The organism is Pradoshia sp. Z6_59 (genome assembly GCF_058267515.1).
This window is the reverse complement of the sequence record NZ_JBZCPP010000023.1, coordinates 15,560-42,495: the sequence shown is the minus strand read 5'-3', so window position 1 is coordinate 42,495 and position 26,936 is coordinate 15,560. Positions and strand designations below refer to the sequence as shown.

Sequence of the window (26,936 nt, the reverse complement as noted above, 5' to 3'; positions counted from 1 at the left end):
CATTCTCGGATTTTTTCATCGATTACTTGATAAGAATCATTCTTCTATATTCCCATTTCCTAAGATGCTTCACAGATGTTTTTCACTTATTCAATTACACTACTAATATTCTCGAACCATTATTCCTTTTACTAGTATGATTCCCCATAAATTCAGATATTCGTTCTGAAACAGTAAATTTTGCATTTAAAAACACCTACAAGCCCTAATTTAAACAGTAAAAAAGCTGTGCCAAAACAACTCTTTTTTGACACAGCTTCTCTTTTAATTTTTCACAATGCGCTTGTACCCTGAATATGTTGCTATGAAATAACCGCCATATACAATAATCATAATTAACGCCGTAAACAAAGCCGGTATGAAAACGGAAGGTTGACCCATCATCAGAAGTTCCTGATTGACCACTTTAATTCCGAAAATCGAATGGATGATTGCTAAAGACAATGGCATCATGAAGTAAATAAATACCTGACCGAATATCGCCTTGTTAATTTCCTTACTTGTTACACCTATTTTTCTTAGCATGCTATAGCGCTCCATATTATCACTCGCTTCAGATAACTGCTGAAGCGCCAGTACAGCTGCACTTGAAATGAGGAACACAATCCCAAGATAAATACCCATAAAGACAATCATTGTAGACGATCCAATACTTTGGTCATACAACATCTGCTTAGTCATTACGTTGACATAAAAACCATATTTAGAATAAACTTCTTCATTTTGAGTTAAATGATAAAGCTCGTCTTCATTCACTTGACTATTACTACTGTAATTAACATTAGACAGTGACATATTAGGTGTCATACCTTCAATAGCTTGATCTGGAACAATCACGGTAAATGCAACTCTTCCTGGATAATCATTTATATATTGTACATACTCTACTTGACGATTAACAATTGTATAATCCATACCGTTCAATTGAATGGACTGATTTTCTTTAATATAGGCATTCACTGCATCAAAATAAGTCTCATCATCTGATATGAGGAGTACTTCTCCTTTATTAAACGTTTTCGGTTCAACGTCTTGCATTTGCAAAAGCTTTACATAATCAGATTCTTTCATCAATAAGATTTTTTTACGAGAGATTGCCATATCAAAGTATTGTTCTAACTCTGCATTTGCAAAAGGACGCAATAATTCGTTATACGTAGAATCCGCTTCATATAATTCAAAGGAACTATTTTCACCCATCTCATCCAAGTCCATACCCAATATTTCAATCGCTTGATCTATATTCTTTATTTGCGTATCTTCTTTTCCATACAGGTAGAATGTTGCATCATACGGCACTTGATTTACAAGCTGTTTTTCTCCCGCCGCCTTTATGCTAAATCCTGTTGATAAAACACCAATTGTGAAAAAGAGCATTAAGCAAATGATAGTCATGGATACAAAGGTTGTATTTACCTTGCTGCTTATTTGGCGTAGAACAAACATATTTAAGCCTTTAAAATATATAGTTTTATTTCTTTGCAGCATATTAAGAACAAATCCAGAAAGAGACATAAAAAACAAAAACGTTCCAAGTGACCCCAGTCCAACGCAGGTCCACGTGACAGTCAAACTTTCTGTTAAACCATATTTTAAAATAACAGTATAAGCGATCCCAAGAGTAATGAAGGATAAAACAAAGAACGCGATTGATGTTGATATTTTTCGGATTTTCAGACTTTCATTTTTTCTAGCGGCTGTTAGTAAGTCGATGAGCTTATACTTCGAAATCACTAAACTATTAAAGATCATAACGAACAGAAAGATAATCCCAAAATAGCTCATTGTTTTAAACATCGCTTCACTGGAAAAGACAACTTCGAACTTTGTCATATCTGCCTTAAATAACGAAACCACTAGAACGGACAATCCTTGAGATATAAATATTCCCAGTAGTAATCCGGCCATTAACGATAAAACACCTATAAAAAGTGTTTCCATTACAACTATTAACGATATACTATATTTACTCATACCTAGCGTCATATAAATTCCGAGCTCTTTTTTTCGTCGTCTGATTAAGAAATTGTTTGCGAATAAAATCAGAAACCCTAACACAATCGAAACAAAAACAGATACTATTGAAATTAATTGTGTTATCGATTGAATCATTTCCGACTGACTGGCACTTAAACTAGACATAGCAGCCGAAGCTGAAATCGAATTAAAGCTATAAAATATACAAACTGCAAATGTTAATGTTAAGAAATAAATTGCATAATCCTTGAAGCTTCTCTTCACATTGCGAGCAGATAATTTAAATAACATTATTCGTGTCACCTCCGAGAAGTGTTACCACCTCAATGATACGGCCGAAAAATTCTTTCCTCGTATCATCACCTCTCACCAGTTCATTAAAAATCTCCCCATCTTTAATAAACAAGATTCGATGTGCATAGCTTGCTGTAAACGCATCATGTGTGACCATTAAAATTGTAGCCTGCAACTCCTTATTTAATTTCTCAAATAAATCTAGCAGTAATCGGGCAGATTTTGAGTCAAGTGCTCCTGTCGGCTCATCAGCGAGAATTAATGACGGGTTCGTTACAATTGCTCGGGCTGAAGCAACACGTTGTTTTTGTCCACCCGACAGTTGATATGGGAACTTATTTAATACCGCCGTAATCTCTAATTTATCGGCAACTTCATTTACTAGCTTTGTAATATCAGCCGGCTTACGACCTTGTATGGTTAAAGCGATAGCGATATTTTCAAACGCTGTTAATGTATCGAGCAAATTAAAATCCTGAAAGATAAATCCTAGCTCATCCCGGCGGAACTTCTCAAGCTTTCCAGCCTTTAATGTCGTAATATCCTGACCATTTATATGAATATGACCCGTTGTTACATGATCAATTGTAGAAATGCAATTCAACAGTGTCGTTTTCCCGCTGCCTGAAGGACCCATAATCCCAACAAATTCCCCTTGTTTTACATCAAAACTTATATGATTAATGGCTTTTGACACATTTCCTTTATTACCATAGTATTTCTCTATATCTTTTACTTCCAAAACTGTATTCATAACAACCTTCTCCTCTCTTTTATGCTTTTAGTATATCCCCCCTACAGCAATACAAATATTGAAGTTGGTTGCATAAACCTTACATTTTTGAAAGCTACCAGTTTAGTACCGTGTAGATTTGAATCCTTCGTCTATGGAAAGGAAAACGACGGATGGAGATAATTGATCTTAACTTTTCGGTGAGAGTGGCGAATTACATGTCAACTTGCACTGGAGATTGATGGCTAAAACCACCATACAAATTCATACCACAAATCAGTAATAATCTTATTTTCGTAATAAAAAAGAGCCTTTCTCTCAAGACTCTAATAAAACCAATTTACTTTTCGGGAAAATGATATTTACCTCGGTTCCTACATCCTTCTGTGATTTGATCGTAATCCCTAAATGCAGCTTATCTACCAACATTTTGCAAAGATATAGACCAATGCCTGTTGACTTTCTGTATATGCGTCCATTTTCTCCTGTAAATCCTTTTTCAAATACTCTTCCGACATCCTTTTCATCAATACCAATGCCATTATCAACAATATGAAGTATAAGATTATGCTCATGATTAGTCGTATAAATAGAGATGAAACTATTTTCTTTATAACAATAATTAATACTGTTAATGATTACTTGATTCACTATGAACTCAACCCACTTTTCGTCACTATAGACCACATCATCTATCTCTGATAACTTAAGCTGAATCTTTTTATGAATAAACGCTTTTGCATTTCGCTTAATTACTTTGGAAACACATTCTTTTAAACGAAATTCCTTCACAATATAATCCTTGCTGGCACTGCTGCTTCTCGCATAATACAAGGCCTGTTCAATATAATCCTCAATCTTCGTTAATTCCTCAGTTAAGCCAACAATCGGACCACCTTGATAATTCTCAATTATTAGCTTACTAGATGCAATCGGTGTCTTAATTTCATGGACCCACGCTTCAACATACTCTTGGTATTCCGATTGCATAGTCTTGTAGTGGTTGACATATTCATGCACCTGCTTGTCACTCGTCCGTAAAATGTCATATAAAATCTTTCCTTCTAAAAAATCAGGCTCATCCATAATTTCAGATAGCAAATATTTTTGATCAAGATTTTCAACATTTTCTATTACCCCATCATAAAAAGGTTTTTTCTTCATAAATTCAAGAAAATAAGATGTAAGCAGCGGACCAAACCAGCCTAACCCGACTATAGCAATAACACCCTTTTGTATAGAAATAAAAGCTAAAAATAATGCTACCGTCATAAAAAGAAAAACATTAACCGTAATAAAAACGACTCTTTCCTTTAAAAATGCCCACAATGTCATGACATGATATACCCCAATCCTCGTCTCGTTTCAATCGGGTTTTCCATACCGATTGCTTCTATCTTTTTACGAAGTCGAGTAATGTTAACAGATAGCGTATTGTCATCCACAAATAAATCAGATGACCATAGATCCTCCATCAGCTGTTCTCTAGAAACAATAATTCCATTATTTTTCATTAAACAATGTAAGATTTTTAATTCATTTTTTGTTAGTTCCTCTTTCTTGCCTTGATAGGAAATTGTCCCATTAGCCAAATGCAGCTTCAAATCCTTGTAAGTCATTACAGCACTTTCTTGTTTTGCATATGTCCTTCTTAAAATATTTTCAATGCGTGCCAACAAAATTTGCGTGTTATACGGCTTCGTAATGAAATCATCTGCGCCTATATTCATGCTCATCAATTCGTCAACTTCCGTGTCTCTACTTGTCACAATAATAATGGGTACCTGAGAGTATTTACGGATTTCGCGACAAATATAATAACCGTCGTACACAGGCAAATTAATATCCAATAAAATTAAATGAACATCATCCTGACTTGCATAGTTCATGACATTTTGAAAATCATCCGGTGCTTCCACTTCATAACCATAATTTTTTAAAAATGCGGTTAATTCTCTACGAAGCGTCTCTGCATCCTCAATGATTAATATTTTTGCGTTTTGCATAGTGATCACCCCTTAACGAGCTTTTCAATTGTTCATTCTTGAGCAACAAAAATCCTGCACCCTACAATGAAGCTAGGCTGTATTTTATATTTAGTCAATAGCTCATTTTTCATTATATTACTTTGAATATTGGATTATCGTGTAGAAAAACCCAAATAAATGATGTTTATCTTATCACAAATCAGATAAGGTTTGGAATTCTGCAATTCAGGAAATGTCCCTGCTCCTGCTCCGTTACCGTAAAGGAACTAATATTTCACACAAATGATTATCAATCATTTGTGAAGTATATCTTTCTATAATTAGTTGTTCTCTAATGGATAGATTATTTCTTTCTATCTCCGAAAAAATATTGCCCCAAAAATTAACTGACTGCCTCTTTTGTATGATCAAGCGAGAAAACAGCGTATTTCCCACCAGGAAATTTACCAACATGAGCTGGTTTTACCACATTAAAATCTTTATTTTTAACAACGCAAACTTCATAACGATATTCCTCTTTAGGAGTAATCTCTGGGTTATCTTAAGGTATACCTAAAATTGTAGAATTATCAAATACTCCATTCAATTTTGCCGACTTTTTAATAATTAGAGTATGCTTTAATTAATCAGTTTCTTTGTCAACTGCCCGTTGATAAGCCTTTTTAATTCTGCTACATTTTATTTTAAAACTGGATTTCTTGTTGCTCCAAACATTTCCCAACCTATTTGTTCATTTACAAAAATAAAAGGAGAAACAGCATCTTTTGCCATTCTCCTTTTTATCATTTCATTGCTTGCATTTCTACTTCCGAATAAAGAGAAAGAGTGAATTTCCCACAAGTTCTTCGGCTCAGCATCAAATAAGTCGTTTGGTTCATATCATTTTATTAAATTTCTTGCTAATCAAAACATATTCACGGTATACACAAGGCTTTCCACCTGTATCTTGTTTAGTTCCTTTGCAATTGCTAATAATCTTAATCAGAAAAGGACTTTGTATACTTAGGTAGCAAGTACCGGAATATCACCAACGCATGGACAATCCCAATTCCTGCAAAAAGAGCCCTCACAAACCATTCCTGCCAAAACAGTGAGATACCATTCATATCGCCCCCACCAAAAAATCCACAAAGTACGCTCAAATATAGCGGATCAAGCAGTAGCATGACTAGTGAGGTATACCATGCGATGGTCCGGAAAACCTTTGATTTTACTGAACAGATTGGTTTACAAAATATAATAAGAAGCCAACTGAAAACAAGAGTTGCAATCGCACCCGCCAGACAGAAAATTCCCATCTGAATATCTGTCATCAGGGTATGATATACATCCACCTGAACCCCGAGCCCCATGAAATTGATTTGCTTAAAAACCCCGTAATAAAAAGCTACTAGGAGGTGCGCTCCCTCATGGATGATATAGTAAATGATAATAGCCGCAATAATTCCAATATATTGTCTTACACTTCTGCTCATAATAGTCACCTATCTTACTTACCGTTATACTTTTGTGAATGACAAATCTTTAAGCGAAACAATGCCTATTCAACAAACTCTTAACCAATCATCAGCCTGTGATTGGCTAATGATCATGTGCATTGTTTTTTTCATTTGTATGTTAATTCACAAAGGTAGTATATTGCATATAGGCACCTAAAACAATACATTTTTCTATCTACACCTCTTTTTGCAGATTCACTAGAGTACTCTTTAAATATAACCATAATACCGTAACCCCAGTAATAGCTATAGCAATCATTAATCTAATCCAATTAGAAGAGATTGGTGTAATAAAAATTACTGGTAACGAACAAATGTTATTAAAGATAAACCCTCCTAATCCACTTTAAAAGGTGATTTAATAGCATACTAGAGCAGATAAACTGAAAATATTGTTAAAAGTGTCTCTACTAAAAAAGCCGCCCACTAAGGGCAGCTCTTCTACTTCTTTACTTTTAAAAAGAAGAATTTTTATTATCCATATGTAACTTTCGGGTTACAGCTACAATTCTTTCTTTAGGAACATCCGGATGCTTGTCCTTGATTATCTTGACACATTCAACCCAATTGATTTCAGATTTTAACAAAGAAGCGATTTCGTTTTCTATCATTGGATCTATTTGATAAATATCACTATCGGTTTCATCCGTTTCATTCTTTCCATCCACACTTTGGTCAATTTTATCAAACAGCAGCGAAGCAACAAGATGAATAGCTATGATAATTATTTTCACAGTTGTAGAAAGATTGATGACTGTAAAAAAGTAATCAAGTGCGCTAATAACTATATAACTACCAGCGAAAGTTAAGATACTCGCAATCAACTTATTGACAAAGATATCCTTATAAATGTCCGTTACGGCGTGAAGAAAGCTATCAATAATAGTCCCCACTCCCATATCTATAAGACACAACAGAAAAAGAAACAGAATTAAATAGATTAAATTCTCATAATACTGGCCTGTAAAATGAATAATCAAAGCATAAATAACCATGAGAGGTAGAAACAAGACTAAAACTACCGTCATAAGTAAAGAAGTAGATAGAAAAAAATTCTTCACAAGTATAGACTCCAGTCTCCATAGCTTTCTCCGCCTACGGTGGTTTTTTGTTAAATTATAACAATTATTTCACATAAAGTCAGCAACTCCATATGAATATCCTGCCTTTTCCGTTTTAGTTTCTACTTCCAACTTAATCAAAATCTTGCGAGAGCCACCCACAGCCTCTACTAAAATAAGACTTTCACTTTAAGGACGGCGTATCTCTACTTCACTTACGTTTAACACTTCAAAATTAATGCCATTCTTTCAGGCAGATCTGATTTAAGCACTCTACGATGATTGTATCCTTTACAATGAAAGCCACTTGTCCCATGCATACGTCCTCGAATGTATCATAGATTCTGCCGGCACTGCGGGTTCCTTTTGCAACTGTCTGATAACTATTAGCCACATAACCAACCTTGCCAATTGTATCGAGCTCGGCTTGAATTGCTTCATCATCATGCTTATTATCAAAGTCTTTTCTTAAGATTATCTTCTGACCAACCTTGAAAATATCCGCTCCAAAATAATGACAAACACCTACAACGGATATATATTTCTCTGCCATTTCTATCCCCTCCATGCGACACTTTTTATTACTTTACTCTATATATATTTACGAATTTCACAAAAATAAGTTTCAGTGATCCCTTGTAGAAAGCCTTTTAGATTGTCACATAAAAGAGATAAGGCAGCTCACAGGTTCTTATCGGATCGTGTATCATCTAAATAGGAACCATTTTTAGCTCCTTCACCTTTTCTTTGTTTCATTGCCAATAAAATTACACAAAATTAAAAAAGCCTTAGAGAATCGAAAATGATTCCTAGGACTTTTAACGTTTCTTTAGATTTAACTCCTTCAATTTATGAGAGTTTGATTAATACATATTCCACATAAAAAAGATGACCATTAATTAGGTCATCTTATATCATTCTTCTGTTGAGTCTCTTTCTAGTCTTGTGATTAACACTTTATCTACTCGGGCACGATCCATGTCCACTACTTCAAGTTGTAAGTCATCTACTTGAATGGTGTCTTTGATTTTTGGTATATATCCAATTTTATTTATAATAAATCCACCTAACGTGTGGAAGTTTTTACTTTGGTTAAGAATCGTAAAGTCTTCCAAATCAAAATACCTAATAAACGTATCAATCGAAACAAGACCATCTGCCAACCATGAGTTTCCATCTCTCTCTATAATTTGCGGCTCTTCTTCATTATCCTTTTCAGGCATTTCTCCAATAATATTTTCCATAATATCATGTAGAGTGACAAAGCCCTCAATTCCGCCATACTCATCAATAATAACGGCTTCATGCTGGCCGGATTTTTTCAATGTTTCCAATGCCCGAAATACTTTCATTTGTTCTGGCAGGACGAGGGTATCCTTGACAGAATCCGCTAAAGAAAAATTCTCTCCTGCCACAATTCTTGATAAAAGATCTTTTTTATGAATGATTCCTTGAAAATCATCTAAACTTCCATTGCCAACGGGAAATTTGGAGTAATGACTTTCATTAATTTTTTTCATATTCTCTTCAAACGAATCATCTAAATCAATATAAACAAGCTGCGTACGAGGTGTTAAAATATCACTCAGTCGTTTGTCCCCTAAATAGAAAATTTGTTCTACCATATCCTGTTCTATTTCTTCAACAATCCCACTATGAACACCTTGTTCAATTAATTGGGTTATTTCTTCTTCGGTTACATTCGGTTGGTTTGTGGGTTTTATTCTTAATAATTTTAATGCAAAATCAGTAGACTTGCTTAAAAACCAAATAATTGGGCGTCCAACTTTTGAAAAATAATACATTGGTTTTGCTACTGCACATGCTACTTTTTCTGGATTTCCCATACCAATTCGTTTTGGAACTAACTCACCAATAATTAATGATAAGTAAGTCGAAAGTCCTACAACAACGATAAGACTTAGCTCATTACTGAAAGAAGCAAGAACATCAATTTGTTCAATATAAACAGCTAGCTGGCTTGCAATGGTTGCACCACCAAATGCACCTGTAATTACCCCAATTAAAGTGATTCCGATTTGAATAGTCGACAATAATTGATTTGGGTCATCCGCTAATTTCAAAGCATAACTAGCACTGGAATTTCCTTCATCACGCAATTTTTCTAGTCTATTCTTCTTAGATGTAACAATTGAAATTTCGGTCATAGCAAATATACCATTTGCCACGATAAGTATTAACAAAATTACAATTGAGGTCCAAATGCTGTCCAAAAAAATCTTCACCGTTCCTTAATTAAATTTTTCAATTAATATAACGTATACTTTACACCATAGTCTATTTCCCTATTATGCTCAAAACAAGATAATACATTACCATATATATATCATCTAAATGTATCTTTCACAGACTTATTTTATATATTTTTTAAAAATATAGCCTTTTTAGCAGCTTAAAATAAGACTGTCCATATAGCTGGCTATCATCTGAGTATCCATTAATCCTACTGAATCAATTTGATTTCACAGGCTTGGAGGTTAGTTACATTCTGAAATACTCATCCCAACTCACCTATAAAAATCATCATTCTCCGCTTCAAATTCTTTTGTTTCAATTACTTGTTTATACCAGTAAGCGGATTTCTTAAGTGCTCGATTTCGGTTATCGTCTAAATTAATTTCAACTAAACCATAGCGGTTTTTGAATGCGTTCATTGGTGATACATTGTCGGTGAATGCCCATAGCATATAGCCTTTACAGTTGGCTCCTTCTTCGATTGCCTTTAAGAGCCATTTTAAGTGCTCGCTTATAAACTCAATTCGGTAATCATCCTGAATGATTTGTTCTTCATTCTTAAATCTGCCTTCATTTTCTACACCCATTCCATTTTCAGCAATAAACCATTCAATGTTTCCGTACTCTTCTTTTAATCTGACCGCCATATCAAACATAATTTGCGGGTAGATTTCCCAGCCTCGATACGGGTTCATTTTCTTACCTACTAGCTCGTGTTTTTCATAATAGTATTCAGGGTGGAAAGGTGTTTCTGCATTCCATGCAGTTGTGCGTGCTTTGACACGGTGTGGGAAATATAGATTAATACCTACATAATCAATCGTATTTTCCTTAATGAGCTGCAACTCTTCAGAGGTGTGTTCAAAAGTAATATTATGTTTTTCCATTAACTCAAATAATTCCTGTGGATACTCACCCTTAATGGCTGGATCTAAGAATACACGATTGAAGAACAGGTCATACATTCTAGCTGCTTTTTGGTCGTGTTCAGAGGATGAACGAGCATAGGTAACTTCTGGGTTAAGGATGGTCCCAATTTTGGCTCCTGTTTGATTCTTTAATCCCATTTCCTTAAATAACTTCACTACTTTAGCAGTAGCAAGCCCTTTATTATAGTTCCACTGCATCCATTTTTTTGTGTTCTGTTCATATGGCCACCGAATCGCATCTAAGTATATGCGTGTTTGGACTACAACTGGCTCATTAAATACGAACCAGTGTTTCACACGATTCCCATAACGTTCAAATACCTTCTCCGCATACTTTACAAATAATTCAACCACATGCTTTGAACCCCAGCCGCCGTATTTTTCAAATAAATAAGCAGGCAATTCATAGTGCTCCAGACAGATCATTGGCTCTACGCCATTTCTAATTAATTCATCAATAACGTTTCCGACAAAGCTTGCGTATTCTTCATCCACAACAGCATTCTCATAATCCACTAAAAAACGAGACCAATTGATTGATGTTCTAAAATGGGTAAGACCAATTTCCTTCATATAACTGATATCTTCTTTATAGCGATTGTAGAAATCAGTTGCAGAAGCAGGTCCATATCCGTTATGCCAAACATTCTTATTCTTTTTATACCATAGGTCTAAGTATGAATCCTGAAACTCTTTTTTGTCGGTCCAGCCTTCAGTTTGCCATGCAGAAGATGATGCTCCTAAAATAAAGTCCTTTGGTAGCTTCAACGTTATTTTTTCCATCTATTATTATCTCTCCCCAGTTTTTCTATCTTGCAGGTTTCTAAATTTCCGATAGTCCGTCGCAGTCATTCCTGTCAGTTTTTTAAACACTCCCACGAAATACTTATATTCATGGAATCCTACTTGTTCGGATATTTCGTTTACCTTAAAAGGAGTCTCCGCAAGTAAGATCTTTGCTTCATCCACTCTTAATTGGTTAACGTATTCATTGAAATTAACGCTTGTTTTCTGCTTGAATAGAGAACTGAAATAATTGGGGGTTATATTAAGGACCTCCGCTACTTCATGAACTCTAATATTCGTTCTGTAGTATTCATGTATGTATTCCTTCGCGTGATTGATTAACAAATCCTGTTTGTCAAAATTCTTCAGTTCAGATTGATATTTACGAATGGAGGAAAGGTCCAGATAAAAAAGTTCTTTCAATAATTCGTATGAGTTATATTCATGAACATTTATGCTGTCGCTGTAATAAAGATCCCATTTCCTTACCTGTTTCCCACTCAGAGACTTATAGTGATCCAAAATTTTATTAATTAGCTCTCTGCAAACCTGAACAGCTTCATCCAGGAAAAATTCATGTGTTGTAAAGTATCCGAATAATTCATTTGTAAAAGTATGTAGGTCCAAATCCTTCATCTGGATAATAGCATCTATTAATTGCTCTTCAAGTTTAGTAGGATACGATTGAACGGTATCCCGTCTCAATTGATCTGAAACTACGAGGCTATTACTCTCTGTGAAAGCCAAATAACTTCCTTTATTTAGTAGTTCTGTTAGTACATCCTTGAAATCTTCAACAGGAATCCACTCATCATTCCAAACAAATTGTAGAGTAAATCCATCAGTTCGAATCAAGCTTTGCCGGATATCCGACGTCACTTTCCGACCATCTTCATTATGAACACAGGTGACTAATATATTTTTTTCCGTAAAGAACGAATAAGAGGTAAGTCCATATTCTCGCAGTTTCCTCTCAATGCTTTTCTCCCATCCACCTAAAAACGCTTCATATTCACCTTCTGAAAAACTATACATTTTTCGCATATAATTTTTATGCATACTAATAAATGGATAAATCATGAAGCTGTTGTAATGGTCTGATTTAGCAGGTGCAGACCTCTGTAAATTTGTTACTTGTTGGAGAATTGCATTTTTCAATCCTATTTTGTCCCGTTCTTTTTTTTGCTGCCGCTTTTGATTCATTTCGTTCGTTATCTCTTTAACATTTTCCATGAGCTCATTAATATCAACCGGTTTAAGAAAATAATTATCTACACCCAATTTTATAGCTTGCTGGGCATACTCAAATTCTTCAAATCCACTAAGAATAATCGTCCGAATCTGAGGGTAATTTTCATACAGAAAACGCGCCAGCTGCAAACCATCCATTTTTGGCATCCTTATATCTGTAATAACAATATCAATTTCGCCATATTGTATGACCTTCTCGATGGCATCTTCACCATCATGTGCTGTGTCTACTACTTCGACGTCGATGGTCTCCCAGGGAATCGTTAAACGCAGACCACGGGAAATAATAGGTTCATCATCCACTATTAACATTTTAAAAGTCACGAGTGTTCACCTGATTTCTCCACGTTTATGGGCTGCCAAAGTAGTGGCAGGATTAGCCTTACCAATGCTCCGGATTCAGCTTCTAACACCAGCAAACCATAAGGTTCTCCAAACGCAATCTCTAAACGTTCCTTTAGGTTTTTCATTGCATAACCTGTATCTTGCGTACCTTCTTCGAACCCCCTACCATTATCAATCACATCTATCCATAACTGATTTTCCGCCTGATAACAGCGAATGGTAATGATTCCTTGTCTGGGTAATTCTTTAAAACCGTGCTGGATGCAATTTTCAACTAGTGGCTGCATTAATTGCTTCATTATGTAAGAGCGTTTGATTTGTTCATCAATAAAAATGTAAAAAGACAGACGTTCTCCTAAGCGGCTTTTCTGTATTTCTAAATAGGATTCAATATAGGCTATTTCCTCCTCTATTGTAACCCACATTTTACCATTATTTAAATTCATACGGAACACTTTTGAAAGCTGTTCAATTTGCTGACCTGTTTCCATCGCATTTTCAAGGCGTGCGGTCCATCGAATCATGTCCAATGTATTGTAAAGAAAATGTGGATCAATTTGATTCTGGAGTGACTTTAATTCAGATTCCTTTTGTTTAATAGTCAGTTTGTATTCTGTATCAATATGTCTTTGGATTGTTTTGACCATTTTATTAAATTGCTTCCCCAGTTGACCAATTTCATCATTTGTTGAAACGCCCACATTCGCAGAGAAGTCCCCTTTCTCAAGCTGGTGTGTTTGGCCAGTTAATTCAATTACTCTTTTTATATTAGAGCGATAAAATCCATAAAAAGCGATGATTCCACATACGAGAAGAAGAAAAATCATATTACGAATCGAATTTCGAACGGTATATAGTTCCTTGACCAGGTGCTCCTCATTTACAATCACGATAGATGTCCAATTTGTCCCACTCAGCTTTTTTTTAACAGCTTTGTAGGTATGATTGTTTTTTGTAAAATCATAAGCTAGGTTTTCACTATGATTGACCCAATCGATAAAGGCAGGATCATTGTATTTTTTTCCTAGTAACTCTTGATTAGAATGAAGAATAACTTCACCTGACTTTGACATGACCAGGTAATTTCCTTGTTTCACTTCTAAATTTTTCTTGATTTTTTCCTGATCGAGACGGATTCTTACGATGCCAATTGGTTGATTAATCTTATTTAAGTCGTTAATGACTCTAGAAAGGCTGATAACATATTTTTTTCCGTCCCATCCACTGGTAACCCCATAGGTATCACTCCAAATTGAAGATCCTTTTCCATCTATAGCAGCCTGATCTAACTTATCCTCGTTTCCGAAAACAGGTTCACCAAATGCCAGCTCCTCGCCATTTCCTCCTTTTAACAAGATGGAGGATATATACTCATTTGACATCAATTGAAAAGTAAAATAGCCTTTTATCCCGTCCATACTACTTTTATCCGCAAGAGGAATTTCATCCGTATTTTTAAAAAATGCTCGGAAGTCCTCGCTGTAAATCATATAGGAAGACATACTTTCAACATCGCGCATAATGGACAAAAGGCTTTGTTCATCTTTTTCCAGCATTTCTATGATATCCTCTTCCAACTTACTTTTAAGTACTTCCGTTGTTTGGTAGTAAATGAGTATTCCATAGCATACTGTTGGAAGTGTTATGAAAACAAGGAATATAATCATAAACTTCTTTTTTAAGCCCCAATTTCGAATCATTTTCATCTACCCTTTTACCGCACCAGCTGTCATACCTTTAACAATATTCTTTTCAAAAATCATGTAAAAAATGACAATTGGAATCAAAGACATCGTTAAACCAGCCATTTGTGCACCATAGTCGGTTGTAAATTGACCTGCAAAGTTTGCTAAACCAAGCGGCAATGTTTGAAGCTCTGGGTCATTAATTAAAACTAACGCAAATGAAAATTCATTCCAGTTGTAGATGAAATTAAGAATCACCGTTGTAGCGATTGCCGGACGTGACATAGGGAGAATGATGGACCAGAATATTCTAAAAACGCCGCATCCGTCCATGATGGCAGATTCTTCGATATCCTTAGGAAATCCCTTCATAAAGCTTGTGAGAATAAAGATCGTAATGGGTAAATGAAAAGCGATATACGGAAAGAGTAAGGTGATGGGTGTATTCAATAGTCCTAAATTTTTCATTAGAATAAACATGGGTACTAATGTGGCATGGATTGGTATTAATAATCCAAAGATGAAAAATCCATATAACCACTTGCTCATCTTGAAATCAAATCGAGATAAGAAATAAGATGCTAACGCCCCGATAAAAACGGTTAATACAGTCGCTGTTACAGTAATAAAAATACTATTCTTAAACAGGACACCCAAGTTAGCAATGTCCCAAGCAGCCGTATAGTTTTCTACTATAAATTTCTTAGGAAACCCAAATTGGTTTGTTGCAAACTCCTTTTCAGATTTAAAGGAGTTGATTGCCATCCAAATAATTGGATATGCATTAATGATTGCAAATATGATTAATGCTATATAGATGCTTAGTTTTTTAAAGCTTCTTTTCTTAGGTATTTCGTTTGTTTTCGCCATCTATACCCACCTCCTAAATCATTTTCTTTCCTAATACTTTGTTTACAATCGCAATTAAAATTAGACTAAAGAAGAAAATAAATACGGATACTGCACTACCATAACCATACTGTAATTTCGAAAATGTTTCATTAAACATATAGAGCGCCATAACATCCGTTGAATGTGCTGGACCACCATGTGTCATGACATAGATTAAATCAAATGTTTTCAAACTGCCTGCAATACAAAGCGTAATCGCCACTAGAATGGTCTCCCAAATCATTGGAATCGTAATCTTCCAGGTTGTTGCCCATTCCGATGCACCATCCATTTTAGCGGCTTCTAATACTTCAGTAGGTATATTTTGTAATGCGGCCAGAAAAATAATTAAGTATAGACCAACAAACTGCCAAACAACAACTACTAAGACAGATGCCATTGCCCACTTTGTATCTCCCAGCCAATTTTGTGCGAGTGAATCTAACCCAATTGATCGTAAAAATTCATTGATTAATCCATTACGGGAATTGAAAATCAAACTCCAGGTTAAGGAGATTACAACGGTTGATAAAACAACTGGCAGAAACCCAATTGTTCTAAATAATTTTGCACCCTTCAGTTTACGGTTTAATAAAAGGGCAAAAAATAAAGCAAGTGGAACTTGACCCAGCACAGAGACTAAGACTACGTATATATTATTTTTGACAGAGTTCCAAAATAGAGAATCCGCAAATAGCTTTTTAAAATTATCTAACCCTACGAAGGTCATTTCATTGAATCCGTTCCAATCCATGAGTGAATAATAGAAGGATTGGAGAATCGGATAAATGGCAAAAACAATATATAGTAAGAAAGCAGGCATTATACCTAGAATAAACGCCCCTTTAGTCTTATTAGTTAATTTCATTTTCTTCCCCCCTAAACATTCACAGGTTACTTGCATGAAGTAACCTGTGAAAGAACTTATAGACGATTATTTACTTTTATTTTCTTTCTGCATCTCTTCCGCTAATTGTTCAGGTGTTTTGTCACCTAAGGTAATAGATTGCAAGCCATTGTTAATAATATCTGTAAGTTCAGGAGTTAAGGTTGCATCATATACTGGCACTAATCCACCTTGAGCAAAGCTATTAGCATCCTGGAATATTTGTGGAATGCTGTCATCCATTTCAACAGTAGCCGGAACGATAATATTCGCTTTGATTAAGCCTTGGTATAATTCATCACCATAGTAGTATTTTAAGAATGTGAAAGCAGCCTCTTGCTCTTCTTTACTTAACTTGCTGTTAACGGCAATCCCCCCGCCAGCAGCACCAGCAATCTTGGCAGGATCCCCTTTACCACCTTCAAATGTAGGGAATGGAGCTACACCAATGTTATCAATATTTTCTACACTGTCTAAGATTGGCCCAAGTGCCCATGAACCAGCAAAGTGGAGCGCTGCAGTTCCTTTAATGAATTCATTTCGCGATTGAGCTTCATCAAGAGTATTCATATCCTCATTAAATGCCTTTAATTTTGTTAATTCGTCGATCACAGATAAGGCATTGATAAATTGAGGATCCTCAAAGCTGCCATCTCCGTTTAATGTATTCTCTAAGAAATCACTCCCAGTAAAGCGATCAGCAATTGTAGAGATGTAAACAGATTGCAATGGCCAAATTGCTTTGTTACCTAAAGAGATTGGAGTCGTTCCTTTATCATTAAGTGCTTTTACAAGTTTTTTTAAATCCTCATATGTTTTTGGAAACTCATCAAACCCTGCATCTTGAAGAATATCCTTATGATAGTAAATTAATCCTGTAATACTGATGTTTGAAGGGATTGCGTAATAATTATCATCTAACGCATAGTCTTGTAGAATGGCATCAGGAATGACTCCATCCCAGTTCTCAACGATTGGGTTTAATGGAAGAATCGCTCCGCCTTCAGCTAGAGGCTCTGTTCTCGCCCCGGGCCATACACGCATCATGTCAGGTAATTGGTTTCCAGCTGCTTGTGTTCTTAATTTAGTTTCATATTGGTCATGTGGTATGGCCTCTACCTTAACCTGAATATCATCGTGTTCTTTATTGAATTTAGAAATAATGTCTTTGTAAAGAGTATTTTCCGGCCGATCCTCAGTCCAGTCAGTCCAAAGCGTAAGCTCAATTGCCCCGTCCTTCGTGGATTGACCTGCTTTTTCATCATCATCGCTACACGCAGCTAAAGCTAGCACCGTCAGTAACCCCATTAGGACTAAACCTAATTTTTTCATCGTCTTTTCCCCCTTTATCATATAAATTAAAGCGCTTACAAAATTCATTATAACGCTTACCTACTGATTGAAATATCCTACAAACCTATAAAAACATCTAAAATTCTTGGGAAAGGTGGTTGGGATGTAATGGTTAAGTACAAGGACTGTTTCCTCTCACCTTTTTCAGTCTAAATTAGAAAGAGTGCTTGTACATCTTATGCAGCCGAGGGTCTATATACTCTTAAAAAGCGTTTTTCTGAGTTCTGTATTATTTCCAGTACTAATCTGTTGTTAAAGATAGATTATCTAGATCCTCGACCGAATTTATCTTTATATACTCCACACAAGAAGAGACAAAAATAGAGAAGTACTTTTATATAATTATTTTTATCAACGGAGGTATTTAAATGAAGAAATTATTAGTAGGTTGTACAAAATTTCCGAATATGAAAGCTGGACAGATTACTTCGCTTCCAATAGTAAAGAAAATGGTATGAAGCCACAGAATTATTAAAGGATTCTATTAGAAATATGGACGGTTATCCGCAAGTGCTGAAAAAACTAGTTTTGATAACAATAATATCGATTAAACAATTAGCACAGTCAGATAAATAACTTATAATATTAGTATAATACTGAGAGGTAAGGTGAATATATAGTGGACGAGAAAAAAAGATTAACCCACGATGCTATAATGAATGCCTTAGATTGGTCTTATGATAAAGCAATTAATGGCGGAATAGCTGGAATGGATACAGCCATAGAGTTAGCTGAAAGTTATTTACAAAAAAGTGGCACACTTGATCAAAAAGTTCAAAGTTTAATTAATTGGCAAAATACTAAAAGTGCCACAAGTGGCTTCTTAACAGGAGTAGGAGGACTTATTACTTTGCCAGTTGCTGTCCCTGCAAATATAACTAGTGTTATATTCGTACAAATGAGAATGGTAGCAGCTATTGCACATATGGGTGGATATGATCTAAAAGATGATCAGGTTAAAACTTTTGTTTATGTATGTTTAGCAGGAAACGGAGCTAAAGACATTCTTAAAAATACGGGTATTCAAATTGGTAGGAAGCTTGCAGTAACGGGTATAAAAAAAATACCTTTTGAGGTTATTAAAAAAATTAATCAAGCTGTAGGATTTCGTTTACTAACAAAGTTTGGAGAAAAAGGAGTCATTAATTTAAGTAAAATGGTTCCTGTAGCAGGTGGAATTATTGGAGGAACTGTAGATGCTTTTGCAACCAATACAATAGGTAACTTAGCCAAGAAGATGTTTATTCAAGAGCCTAAATCATATAATGATGACGAACCTGATATTATTGATATGTTGTAATAACCTTACCTTAATGTACATTTTAATGTTAGATAAATACTCGGTTTTCCGAGTAACGTATTCTACCTCCTTTCTCTAATATTCATCATACAGAGGTAATATAGTATGTATTTTTTATCTTCAATTATTACACTCTAGAATGCCAATGAATGACCTATTACCTTTCCATGGTATTCTTAATTTATAATTTGTTGAATGAACTCACCAATATAAACCTAAGCACGAGTATCCTAATATTTACAATTAGCATCTTCAATATTTTTAGGAACATGAAATATTAGCTCGATATCACGACCGTACTTAATATATTGTACATACTTAACGTTTTGAAAAGACAGATCAATAATAGGAATATCTTTTTACAAAAAAATACTCCTCCTAAGGTAGGCTGATTTTAAACAAATCAACTCTCTTAGGAGGAGTATATTAAACTTCTCAATTTCAACTATTTATATGAATCTGAGATGATACTGCGGATATAGTCTCTTGATAGATTTTTTTCCTAGTTGGATCTTCCAGGAAATGCATACTAATTAAATCGATGAGGTAAAGCGCGCTTAAATCAAGTCCGGTCGATAGATAGGCATTTCGAACGGGATGGACGGTCCATAGCACTTCATCCGATAATTTTGTTAGATATGTATTGTCATAAGCTGTCAGAGAAATTAATTTAACATCTTTTTTCTTTGCTTCATTAACGGATGAAATTAACTCCCAGGTTTGTCCAGAACGTGAAATGGCTAATAACAAATCCCCTTTTTTTAATAAGGTACTTCTAATAATCATTAAGTGTGGGTCAGTTACAGCTTCACTGGCAAAACCCATCCTACTCAATCGGTAATTTAATTCCTGTGCGGCAAGTCCCGAACTTCCTAGACCATAGATAAAGATTCGCTTAGCATTTGTAACTAATTTAAGTGCTTTCATTATCGATTTGCGACTGTTAAGACCCTGTATATCGCGGATTACATCCATATACTGACTTCTAATTTTGGAATCCATATCTTCTGCTTCTTCATGGTGCGTTTCTCTTGCTAAGTTCATTTTTAATTCCACGAAATTTTTACAGGATACTTTTCTACAGAATCGTGTAATCGTAGCAACGGATACATTCGTTTTTTCTGCTATTTCTTTAATCGTGCACTTGGAAGCTTCTGATGGCGAAGAAAGCAAATAATCAGCTAAGCCTTTTTCTTTATCGGAGAATGAAGAATATTTCGACTGAATTTCCTTCAAGAGCGTAACCATAGATGACTCCTTCCGCCTTTATTTTGATCAGCAACCCCTCTTTATTTTTTCAACAAAGCGACTTGTTATTTGCTGCGGCCGAGTAATTGCTCCTCCGACTACAACGGAGTAAGCCCCCAGGTCAAGTACCCTTCCCGCCATTTCAGGAGTGATAACATTTCCTTCAGCTATTACAGGGATTGAGACATTTTTTAAGACTGTTTTGATAAATTCAAAATCATTCTCATATAATTTACATCCTTTTGTCTCATTTGTATAGCCATAAAGGGTTGTGGATACACAATCAAAGCCCAATCGTTCCGCATTCATCGCATCTTCCAACGAGGAGATATCTGCCATCAACTGAACCACTGGATAATGCTCTTTTACATATGAAACTAGATCAGCTAATGTTTCTCTATTTGGACGTTCTCTTAGTGTTGCGTCCATCGCAATCATTTCACAGCCTGTCTCAATTAGTTCATCGACTTCTTGTTTTGTTGCTGTGATAAAGACTTCACTATTTGGATAATTTCGTTTTACAATTCCTACGACAGGTAAATCTACTTCTTTTTTAATGGCAATAATATCTGGCTTCGATTCTGCCCGAATACCCGCCGCTCCACCTTGCTTGGCAGCCAGAGCAAGTTTTGACATGATAAATGAGCTATGAAGAGGCTCACTCTCTTGGGCCTGACATGAAACAACAAGACCCTTTTTAATTTGTTCTAACATTTTTTATTCACCTACTATTTCTGTTTTTCTACCTTGATGATTTATAATCTGAACACGATTCTCATGGAGCAAATACATTTAACGAAACTTAGATAGTGGAGGTAGCTTAGCATTAGCGGAACGAAAAAACATAATACCGCTACGGCTCCACCTATTAACCTTTTAGGATTATTTAACGTTGTTTATCTCATTCTTTAAGATCTCTGCGAGGGCTCCATAAACGACTTGAACACCCTTGCCTTTCTTAAAGATTCCCTTTGCCTTCAGTTCATCTTTCCAAACGGAGTCTTCTGCAACCTTATCGATATCCTTGACGGTTACTCTTAATCTAGTTATACATGCATCGACATCCACTAGATTTTCTCTTCCACCTAAGGCTGTGATTACATCCTCGATATCAATGTCTTTTAGCAAAGCATCTTTCTTCGTATATAACTTATTCTCAGATTCCTCCCCACGACCTGGAGTTTTTAAATTCAATTTTAGAATAAGTGTTTTAAATACAAAGTAGTAGATGAGTGCTGTTGGAATTCCGAGAATGAGAATCCAAATGTAATTCGTTTTATCATTACCCTGTAATAGACCGAATAATGTAAAATCAATGATACCCCTTGAGAAAGTAACCCCTACCGATACATCTAAAGTATATAAAGCAGCATAGGAAATTCCCTCTAGAATGGCATGAATACCATAAAGTAATGGTGCTACAAAAAGGAATGTAAATTCGATTGGTTCAGTAATCCCTGTTAAGAAGGATGTTAAGGCAGCTGAAAATAGAATACCACCCACAATTTTCTTGTTTTTACTGTTAGCTGTATGATACATAGCAAGAGCGGCTGCTGGAAGACCGAACATCATTGGTAAGTATCCACCCGTGAAATACTTCGTTGCTTCAGCCGAGAATTTCGTAACAGTCGGATCAGCCAATTGTGCGAAGAAAATACTTTGTCCACCTTGTACGATTTTCCCTGCAACCTCTAATTCTCCACCAAGTGAGGTGTACCAGAATAATGGATAAATCGCATGATGAAGTCCAAAGATATTGAGAAGTCTCATCAGGGATCCATAGAAGAACATTCCGATTGGTCCTGTTCGTCCAAAGAATTCTGAGAAGGTGGAAATTCCAATGTGAACATATGGCCAAATAAATGGAATAATCACCCCTACTACACTGATTGCAAATACTGAAATAATCGGTATAAATCTTACTCCAGAGAAAAACGAAAGTGCTTCTGGAAGCTGCTTGTTGTAATATCTATTCGCTAAAAAGGCTACTAATATACCAACAATAATTCCACCAAGTACGCCGATTCTAACTGTAAAAATACCAAGCTCGTATCCATATACGTTTGCCTGCTTTGCTGCTTCAACTGGATCTAGACCCTGTGATAAGAAATAGTCTACCGTTGTCATCTCTGGTGTATGGCCCATGAAACCTAGAATGGTACCAACGATAACATGCATGACAAGAAAAGCGATTGCTGCCGATAAACCCGCTGCGCCTTTTTCCTGTAATGCTAACCCTGAAGCAATCCCGACAGCAAATATCAAAGGTAAGTTGGCAAAAACAATATTACCAATTGCAGACATGGTGCTTAAAATATAAAACAAGATCGTCCCTTCTCCTAGGATTCCTTCCAACCCATAGGTTTCTACCATAAGGGGATTTGTAAAAGCTGCCCCAATACCAAGCATGATCCCGGCTATTGGCAAAACAGCAATAGGAATCATAAAAGCTTTTCCTAAACGTTGCAGTTTTTCAAACATTCGTATCCCTCCATTTTCAATCAGATATAAAACCCTTCGACCAATCATTTATTACCTTTGAAAATAATTATCATAAATCACATTTTATGTAATTTATTATCTTCTATTATATGAGAGTACCAGATTAATATGCAAATAATTTTTAGAATTATTTTACTATACTGATAAAACTTATCTATTATTCAAATTTACCATGTACTAGCTATCTCTTTGGGAGATCATTATAACGATGAACTTACTATGAGATCATTAGATGTGCTGAGACAAAAGGATTTATATACCTGTTCCATTAACAGATTTGTTGATTCATTTTTTGTTAATGTATCAGAGGTGAAACTTATTATCAAAAGGCATCCCAATCTGAATTAGGCTAAATGGCCTAAAAAGAATATCCAACTCCCTAATTAGATGTTAAAGTGACAAGCCATGAATCCTTTCTTTTTAAGACGGCAATTGTCAATTTTTTTATTTAGAAATCTTAATCGTCCCTGCTTGATTCATAGATTATACTTCTCTCCTATTGTACGTATATAATGAATTTATTTAATTGTAATAATGTTTTCACCTTTTAACCTACGATTCACATTGACATGAACGTAAAGGGTTTTTATACTTAAATAAGTAATGTATACGCTTTCAGTGTAATTTCTGAAGGTTATTAAAAAAAAGGGGGTGATTATTAATAACTATTAACCGATTTCTGTATACTTAGTTTGTTCATTAGACGAATAAAGTAAAGGTGGGAAAAGAAATTGAATAAAAAATTATTCTCAATTTTTAGTGCTCTACTATTGTTTTCTGTATTTTTTTTGACAGCATGCAGCGGCGATGACAAAACTGCACCAGCGAATACTGACGATGTAAAAACTGCTGGTGCTGATATCAAAGATGCCACCGAGTTAACTTTTTGGACCTTTGCAGGAACACATGCTACCTTTTATGCCAATGCTGCCGAAAGATGGAATGAACAAAACCCTGATAAAGCTATCAAATTAACTGTTGAAAATTATCCATTTGACCAGATGCATAATAATTTATTGATGGCGTTGCAATCAGGTTCCGGCGCACCAGACATAGCTGATATCGAACTTGCTAAATTCCCTAATTTCCTAAAAGGCGATGTTCAATTAGAGCCTCTTAATGATCTGATTGAACCTGAGTTAGATAGTTTTATGGAAGAAAGGGTTAATATTTATGCGAAAGACGGAAAATTTTATGGAGCTCCAACCCACTTAGGCGCATCAGTCGTTTACTATAATACAGAAATCATGGATAAGGCTGGCGTGGATATTGATTCTATCAAGACTTGGGATGATTATGTAGAAGTTGGGAAAACAGTGGTAGAAAAGACTGGTAAGCCGATGACAACAATCGCAGACAATTGGTACGGAATATGGCCTTTTGTTGCTCAAAAAGGCTCTGACTTTTTTGACGAAAAAGGAAAGTTAACATTAGATAACAAAAAAAATGTGGAAACATTAGAATTTATCAATGACCTCGTTAACAAACATAAAATTGCCGAACTTGCTCCTGGCGGCCAGTACCACACCGAGGAATTCTATGGCTTCATGAATGATGGAGGGCAGGCATCCTTAGTCATTCCAATGTATTATATGAAGGATTTTACAACATACATGCCTGATCTTAAAGGTAAAATTCAAATCCGTCCTATGCCAAAATGGTCTGATTCAGACTATCAATCCGTCACAATGGGAGGAACAGGCACTGCTGTTACCAGTCAATCCAAACATATCGAATTGGCAAAAGAATTTTTATATTTTGCTAAGCTATCCAAAGAAGGAAATATTCAACTTTGGAAAGAATTAGGATTCGACCCTCCTCGTTGGGATGTATGGGAAGATCCTGCAATGAGAGAAGACAATGTTTATTATCAATATTTCCACAAAGATATTTTTGATGTCTTATTAAGTGTCAAAGATAATGTAGCAGGCATTCAGCTTTCTGAGTATACACCCGACGTTTTAACAGAAATCGATTCTAATATTATGCATAAAGTACTAAGGGAAAAATCTCAAACCCCAGAAGAAGCGTTAAAACAGTCAGCTGATACAATCAGGCAGAAAATAGGAAGTAAAGATTAAAATACACGAGATGATGAACGTGGTAAACCAGTCCATCATCTCTTATCTCCATAAGTAGGGAGGGCATAATATGTTTGATATAAATATGAAAAAGAGAGACAATCCTGCTCATTTGATGACTCCAAAAAAAGGAAACGGGCTTTTGAAATTTTTTAATTCAAAAAAAGTCGTACCATATGTTTTTGTCTTTCCATTCATTGTTTCCTTTACAATCCTTACCCTTTACCCAACAATCCAAGCCATTACTATGAGCTTTCAGAGAATATTGCCGGGAAATATTGAATTTATAGGATTGCAAAACTATTCAAGAATCTTTAATGATACATTTTACAAGGCTTTAATTAATTCCACCATTTATATGCTCCTGACAGTGTTAATTTTAATTACGATACCCATTCTTTTGGCGTTATTATTAGATTCTAAGTTAGTTAGATTTAAAACCTTCTTCCGTTCAGCACTCTTTATTCCTGCATTAACCTCCATCATAGTGGCGGGTGTCATTTTCAGGCTAGTTTTTTCAGAATCAGAGCAAGCGATTGCGAACCAAATTATAGGGTTCTTTGGTTTTGAACCTGTTCAATGGCAATTTACTGCCTGGTCAGGAATGTTTTTAATGGTGATGATGGCTTCTTGGCGATGGATGGGAGTCAATGTATTATACTTTTTGGCTGGACTGCAGAATATCCCTAAGGAATTATATGAATCTGCTGAAATAGATGGAGCTAATATGTATCAGAAATTTAGACATGTTACTCTACCATTCCTAAAGCCTATCATTATTTTTGTGACCACCATAAGTATAATCGGAGGTTTCCGAGTGTTTGAAGAAAGTTATGTTATTTGGCAAGGAAATTCACCCGGTAATATTGGGCTGACTCTTGTTGGATTATTGTATCAGCAAGGCATACAACAAAATGACATGGGCTTTGGTGCTGCAATTGGCGTCATACTATTGCTTCTCATCTTTGTTGTAAGTATCTTCTACTTGCTGTTAACAGGTGCATTTAAACGAGGTGATGAGTAGGATGAATAAGAATAGAACCTTAATTAAATTGATTGTAAATTTATTTTTTATCATTGTGGCGTTTATTGCATTGTTCCCTTTATTAAGCCTGATTATCTCATCTTTTCGCCCTTCTTCCGAATTAATGAGAAACGGGATATCATTTTCAATTAACTGGAGCCAGCTCTCTCTAGCAAATTACACACATATTTTCACTGAATCTCCGGCATATTGGAAATGGTATGGAAATAGTTTGGTGATATCTTCCTTGACCATTGTATTCTCTCTTTTCTTTTCATCGATGGTTGGTTACGCACTCGCTGTTTATAACTTTAAAGGAAGAAATGTGCTTTTCCTGTTTGTACTGGTGATCATTATGATTCCGTTTGAAGTTTTAATGCTACCGCTATATCAACTGATGATTGATATAAATTTAATAAATACGTATACAGGAGTCATGCTGCCGCTGATTGTAGCACCGACTGCCGTATTTTTCTTTAGGCAATATGCACTTGGCCTACCTGCCGAATTGATGGACTCTGCTAGAATTGATGGATGTACAGAATATGGGATATTCTTCAAAATCATGGCTCCATTAATGCTGCCCTCCTTCTCTGCTATGGCGATTCTGCAGGGATTAAACAGTTGGAATAATTTCTTGTGGCCATTACTTGTGATCCGTTCTAATGATTTGTTTACATTGCCAATTGGATTAGCCACCTTATTAACTCCTTATGGAAACAACTATGATACATTAATTGCCGGTGCTGTTATGACCATTATCCCAATCATTGTTCTCTTTATCTTCTTCCAACGGTATTTTGTTGCTGGATTAACTTCTGGGAGTGTAAAAGGATGAACGGATGTA

The 26,936-nt window shown here is 35.5% G+C and carries 21 protein-coding genes and 1 pseudogene; 4 read left to right on the top strand and 18 right to left on the bottom strand.

The genetic code is table 11. From position 1 onward, the window contains the following. Positions 1-264: 264 nt before the first annotated feature. From AC4D4B_RS17415 to AC4D4B_RS17345, 15 genes and pseudogenes are all read right to left on the bottom strand, one after another. Positions 265-2,268 carry an FtsX-like permease family protein gene (locus AC4D4B_RS17415; protein WP_491000632.1) on the bottom strand — a complete coding sequence of 668 codons (2,004 nt, stop codon included), beginning with the start codon at positions 2,266-2,268 and terminating at the stop codon, positions 265-267. After that, complete coding sequence (locus AC4D4B_RS17410) at positions 2,258-3,025, bottom strand: ABC transporter ATP-binding protein (protein WP_148629658.1); 768 nt, start codon at positions 3,023-3,025, stop codon at positions 2,258-2,260. The genes AC4D4B_RS17415 and AC4D4B_RS17410 overlap by 11 nt, the downstream gene beginning before the upstream one ends. Before the next feature lie 297 nt (positions 3,026-3,322). Next, positions 3,323-4,276 (bottom strand): sensor histidine kinase, encoded by a 954-nt coding sequence (locus AC4D4B_RS17405; RefSeq protein ID WP_262365961.1) that lies wholly within the window; start codon positions 4,274-4,276, stop codon positions 3,323-3,325. A gap of 59 nt (positions 4,277-4,335) precedes the next feature. After that, positions 4,336-5,010, bottom strand: a complete 675-nt coding sequence (locus AC4D4B_RS17400) for a response regulator transcription factor (RefSeq protein ID WP_066104114.1) — start codon at positions 5,008-5,010, stop codon at positions 4,336-4,338. 234 nt (positions 5,011-5,244) lie between these two features. Then, positions 5,245-5,593, bottom strand: a pseudogene (locus AC4D4B_RS17395) (GyrI-like domain-containing protein); the annotation flags it as partial. A gap of 376 nt (positions 5,594-5,969) precedes the next feature. Continuing rightward, positions 5,970-6,467 (bottom strand): hypothetical protein, encoded by a 498-nt coding sequence (locus AC4D4B_RS17390; RefSeq protein ID WP_148629657.1) that lies wholly within the window; start codon positions 6,465-6,467, stop codon positions 5,970-5,972. Positions 6,468-6,946: 479 nt separating this feature from the next. After that, on the bottom strand, positions 6,947-7,519 hold the full coding sequence (locus AC4D4B_RS17385) for a hypothetical protein (protein WP_491000631.1): 573 nt from the start codon (positions 7,517-7,519) through the stop codon (positions 6,947-6,949). A 268-nt stretch (positions 7,520-7,787) separates the two neighbouring features. Continuing rightward, positions 7,788-8,105: an HIRAN domain-containing protein gene (locus AC4D4B_RS17380; protein ID WP_491000630.1), complete on the bottom strand. Its 318-nt coding sequence runs from the start codon at positions 8,103-8,105 to the stop codon at positions 7,788-7,790. A gap of 361 nt (positions 8,106-8,466) precedes the next feature. Continuing rightward, positions 8,467-9,786 carry a hemolysin family protein gene (locus AC4D4B_RS17375; protein WP_491000629.1) on the bottom strand — a complete coding sequence of 440 codons (1,320 nt, stop codon included), beginning with the start codon at positions 9,784-9,786 and terminating at the stop codon, positions 8,467-8,469. Positions 9,787-10,080: 294 nt separating this feature from the next. After that, positions 10,081-11,520, bottom strand: a complete 1,440-nt coding sequence (locus AC4D4B_RS17370; protein WP_491000628.1) for a glycoside hydrolase family 1 protein — start codon at positions 11,518-11,520, stop codon at positions 10,081-10,083. 6 nt (positions 11,521-11,526) lie between these two features. Then, the gene (locus tag AC4D4B_RS17365) at positions 11,527-13,098 is read right to left on the bottom strand and encodes a response regulator transcription factor (RefSeq protein ID WP_491000627.1); all 1,572 of its coding nucleotides are present in this window, start codon (positions 13,096-13,098) and stop codon (positions 11,527-11,529) included. Continuing rightward, complete coding sequence (locus AC4D4B_RS17360; RefSeq protein ID WP_491000626.1) at positions 13,095-14,819, bottom strand: cache domain-containing sensor histidine kinase; 1,725 nt, start codon at positions 14,817-14,819, stop codon at positions 13,095-13,097. The genes AC4D4B_RS17365 and AC4D4B_RS17360 overlap by 4 nt, the downstream gene beginning before the upstream one ends. 6 nt (positions 14,820-14,825) lie before the next feature. Further along, positions 14,826-15,674: a carbohydrate ABC transporter permease gene (locus tag AC4D4B_RS17355; protein ID WP_491000625.1), complete on the bottom strand. Its 849-nt coding sequence runs from the start codon at positions 15,672-15,674 to the stop codon at positions 14,826-14,828. Between the two features lie 13 nt (positions 15,675-15,687). Next, entirely contained in the window at positions 15,688-16,563 is an 876-nt protein-coding gene (locus AC4D4B_RS17350) for a carbohydrate ABC transporter permease (protein WP_491000624.1), read from the bottom strand. A gap of 66 nt (positions 16,564-16,629) precedes the next feature. After that, the gene (locus AC4D4B_RS17345; protein WP_491000623.1) at positions 16,630-17,913 is read right to left on the bottom strand and encodes an extracellular solute-binding protein; all 1,284 of its coding nucleotides are present in this window, start codon (positions 17,911-17,913) and stop codon (positions 16,630-16,632) included. Positions 17,914-18,553: 640 nt separating this feature from the next. On the opposite strand from AC4D4B_RS17345, the gene AC4D4B_RS17340 reads away from it, so the two are divergent. After that, a complete protein-coding gene (locus tag AC4D4B_RS17340; protein ID WP_491000622.1) occupies positions 18,554-19,234 on the top strand; it encodes an EcsC family protein in 681 nt (226 codons plus the stop codon). Positions 19,235-19,675: 441 nt separating this feature from the next. On the opposite strand, the gene AC4D4B_RS17335 is transcribed toward AC4D4B_RS17340, so the two are convergent. From AC4D4B_RS17335 to AC4D4B_RS17325, 3 genes are all read right to left on the bottom strand, one after another. After that, the gene (locus tag AC4D4B_RS17335; RefSeq protein WP_491000621.1) at positions 19,676-20,470 is read right to left on the bottom strand and encodes a MurR/RpiR family transcriptional regulator; all 795 of its coding nucleotides are present in this window, start codon (positions 20,468-20,470) and stop codon (positions 19,676-19,678) included. Positions 20,471-20,509: 39 nt separating this feature from the next. Next, positions 20,510-21,196: an N-acetylmannosamine-6-phosphate 2-epimerase gene (locus AC4D4B_RS17330; protein ID WP_491000620.1), complete on the bottom strand. Its 687-nt coding sequence runs from the start codon at positions 21,194-21,196 to the stop codon at positions 20,510-20,512. A gap of 168 nt (positions 21,197-21,364) precedes the next feature. After that, positions 21,365-22,963 carry a PTS transporter subunit EIIC gene (locus AC4D4B_RS17325; RefSeq protein ID WP_491000619.1) on the bottom strand — a complete coding sequence of 533 codons (1,599 nt, stop codon included), beginning with the start codon at positions 22,961-22,963 and terminating at the stop codon, positions 21,365-21,367. Positions 22,964-23,715: 752 nt separating this feature from the next. Here AC4D4B_RS17325 and AC4D4B_RS17320 point away from each other — a divergent pair. The 3 genes from AC4D4B_RS17320 to AC4D4B_RS17310 all read left to right on the top strand — a co-directional run bounded on the left by AC4D4B_RS17320 (position 23,716) and on the right by AC4D4B_RS17310 (position 26,927). Next, a complete protein-coding gene (locus tag AC4D4B_RS17320) occupies positions 23,716-25,065 on the top strand; it encodes an ABC transporter substrate-binding protein (protein WP_490994668.1) in 1,350 nt (449 codons plus the stop codon). Positions 25,066-25,135: 70 nt separating this feature from the next. Continuing rightward, a complete protein-coding gene (locus tag AC4D4B_RS17315) occupies positions 25,136-26,089 on the top strand; it encodes a carbohydrate ABC transporter permease (RefSeq protein WP_490994669.1) in 954 nt (317 codons plus the stop codon). Beyond that, positions 26,082-26,927, top strand: coding sequence for a carbohydrate ABC transporter permease (locus AC4D4B_RS17310; protein ID WP_490994670.1), 846 nt, complete (start codon positions 26,082-26,084; stop codon positions 26,925-26,927). Before AC4D4B_RS17315 ends, AC4D4B_RS17310 begins: the two co-directional genes overlap by 8 nt. The last annotated feature ends 9 nt before the right edge of the window (positions 26,928-26,936 follow it).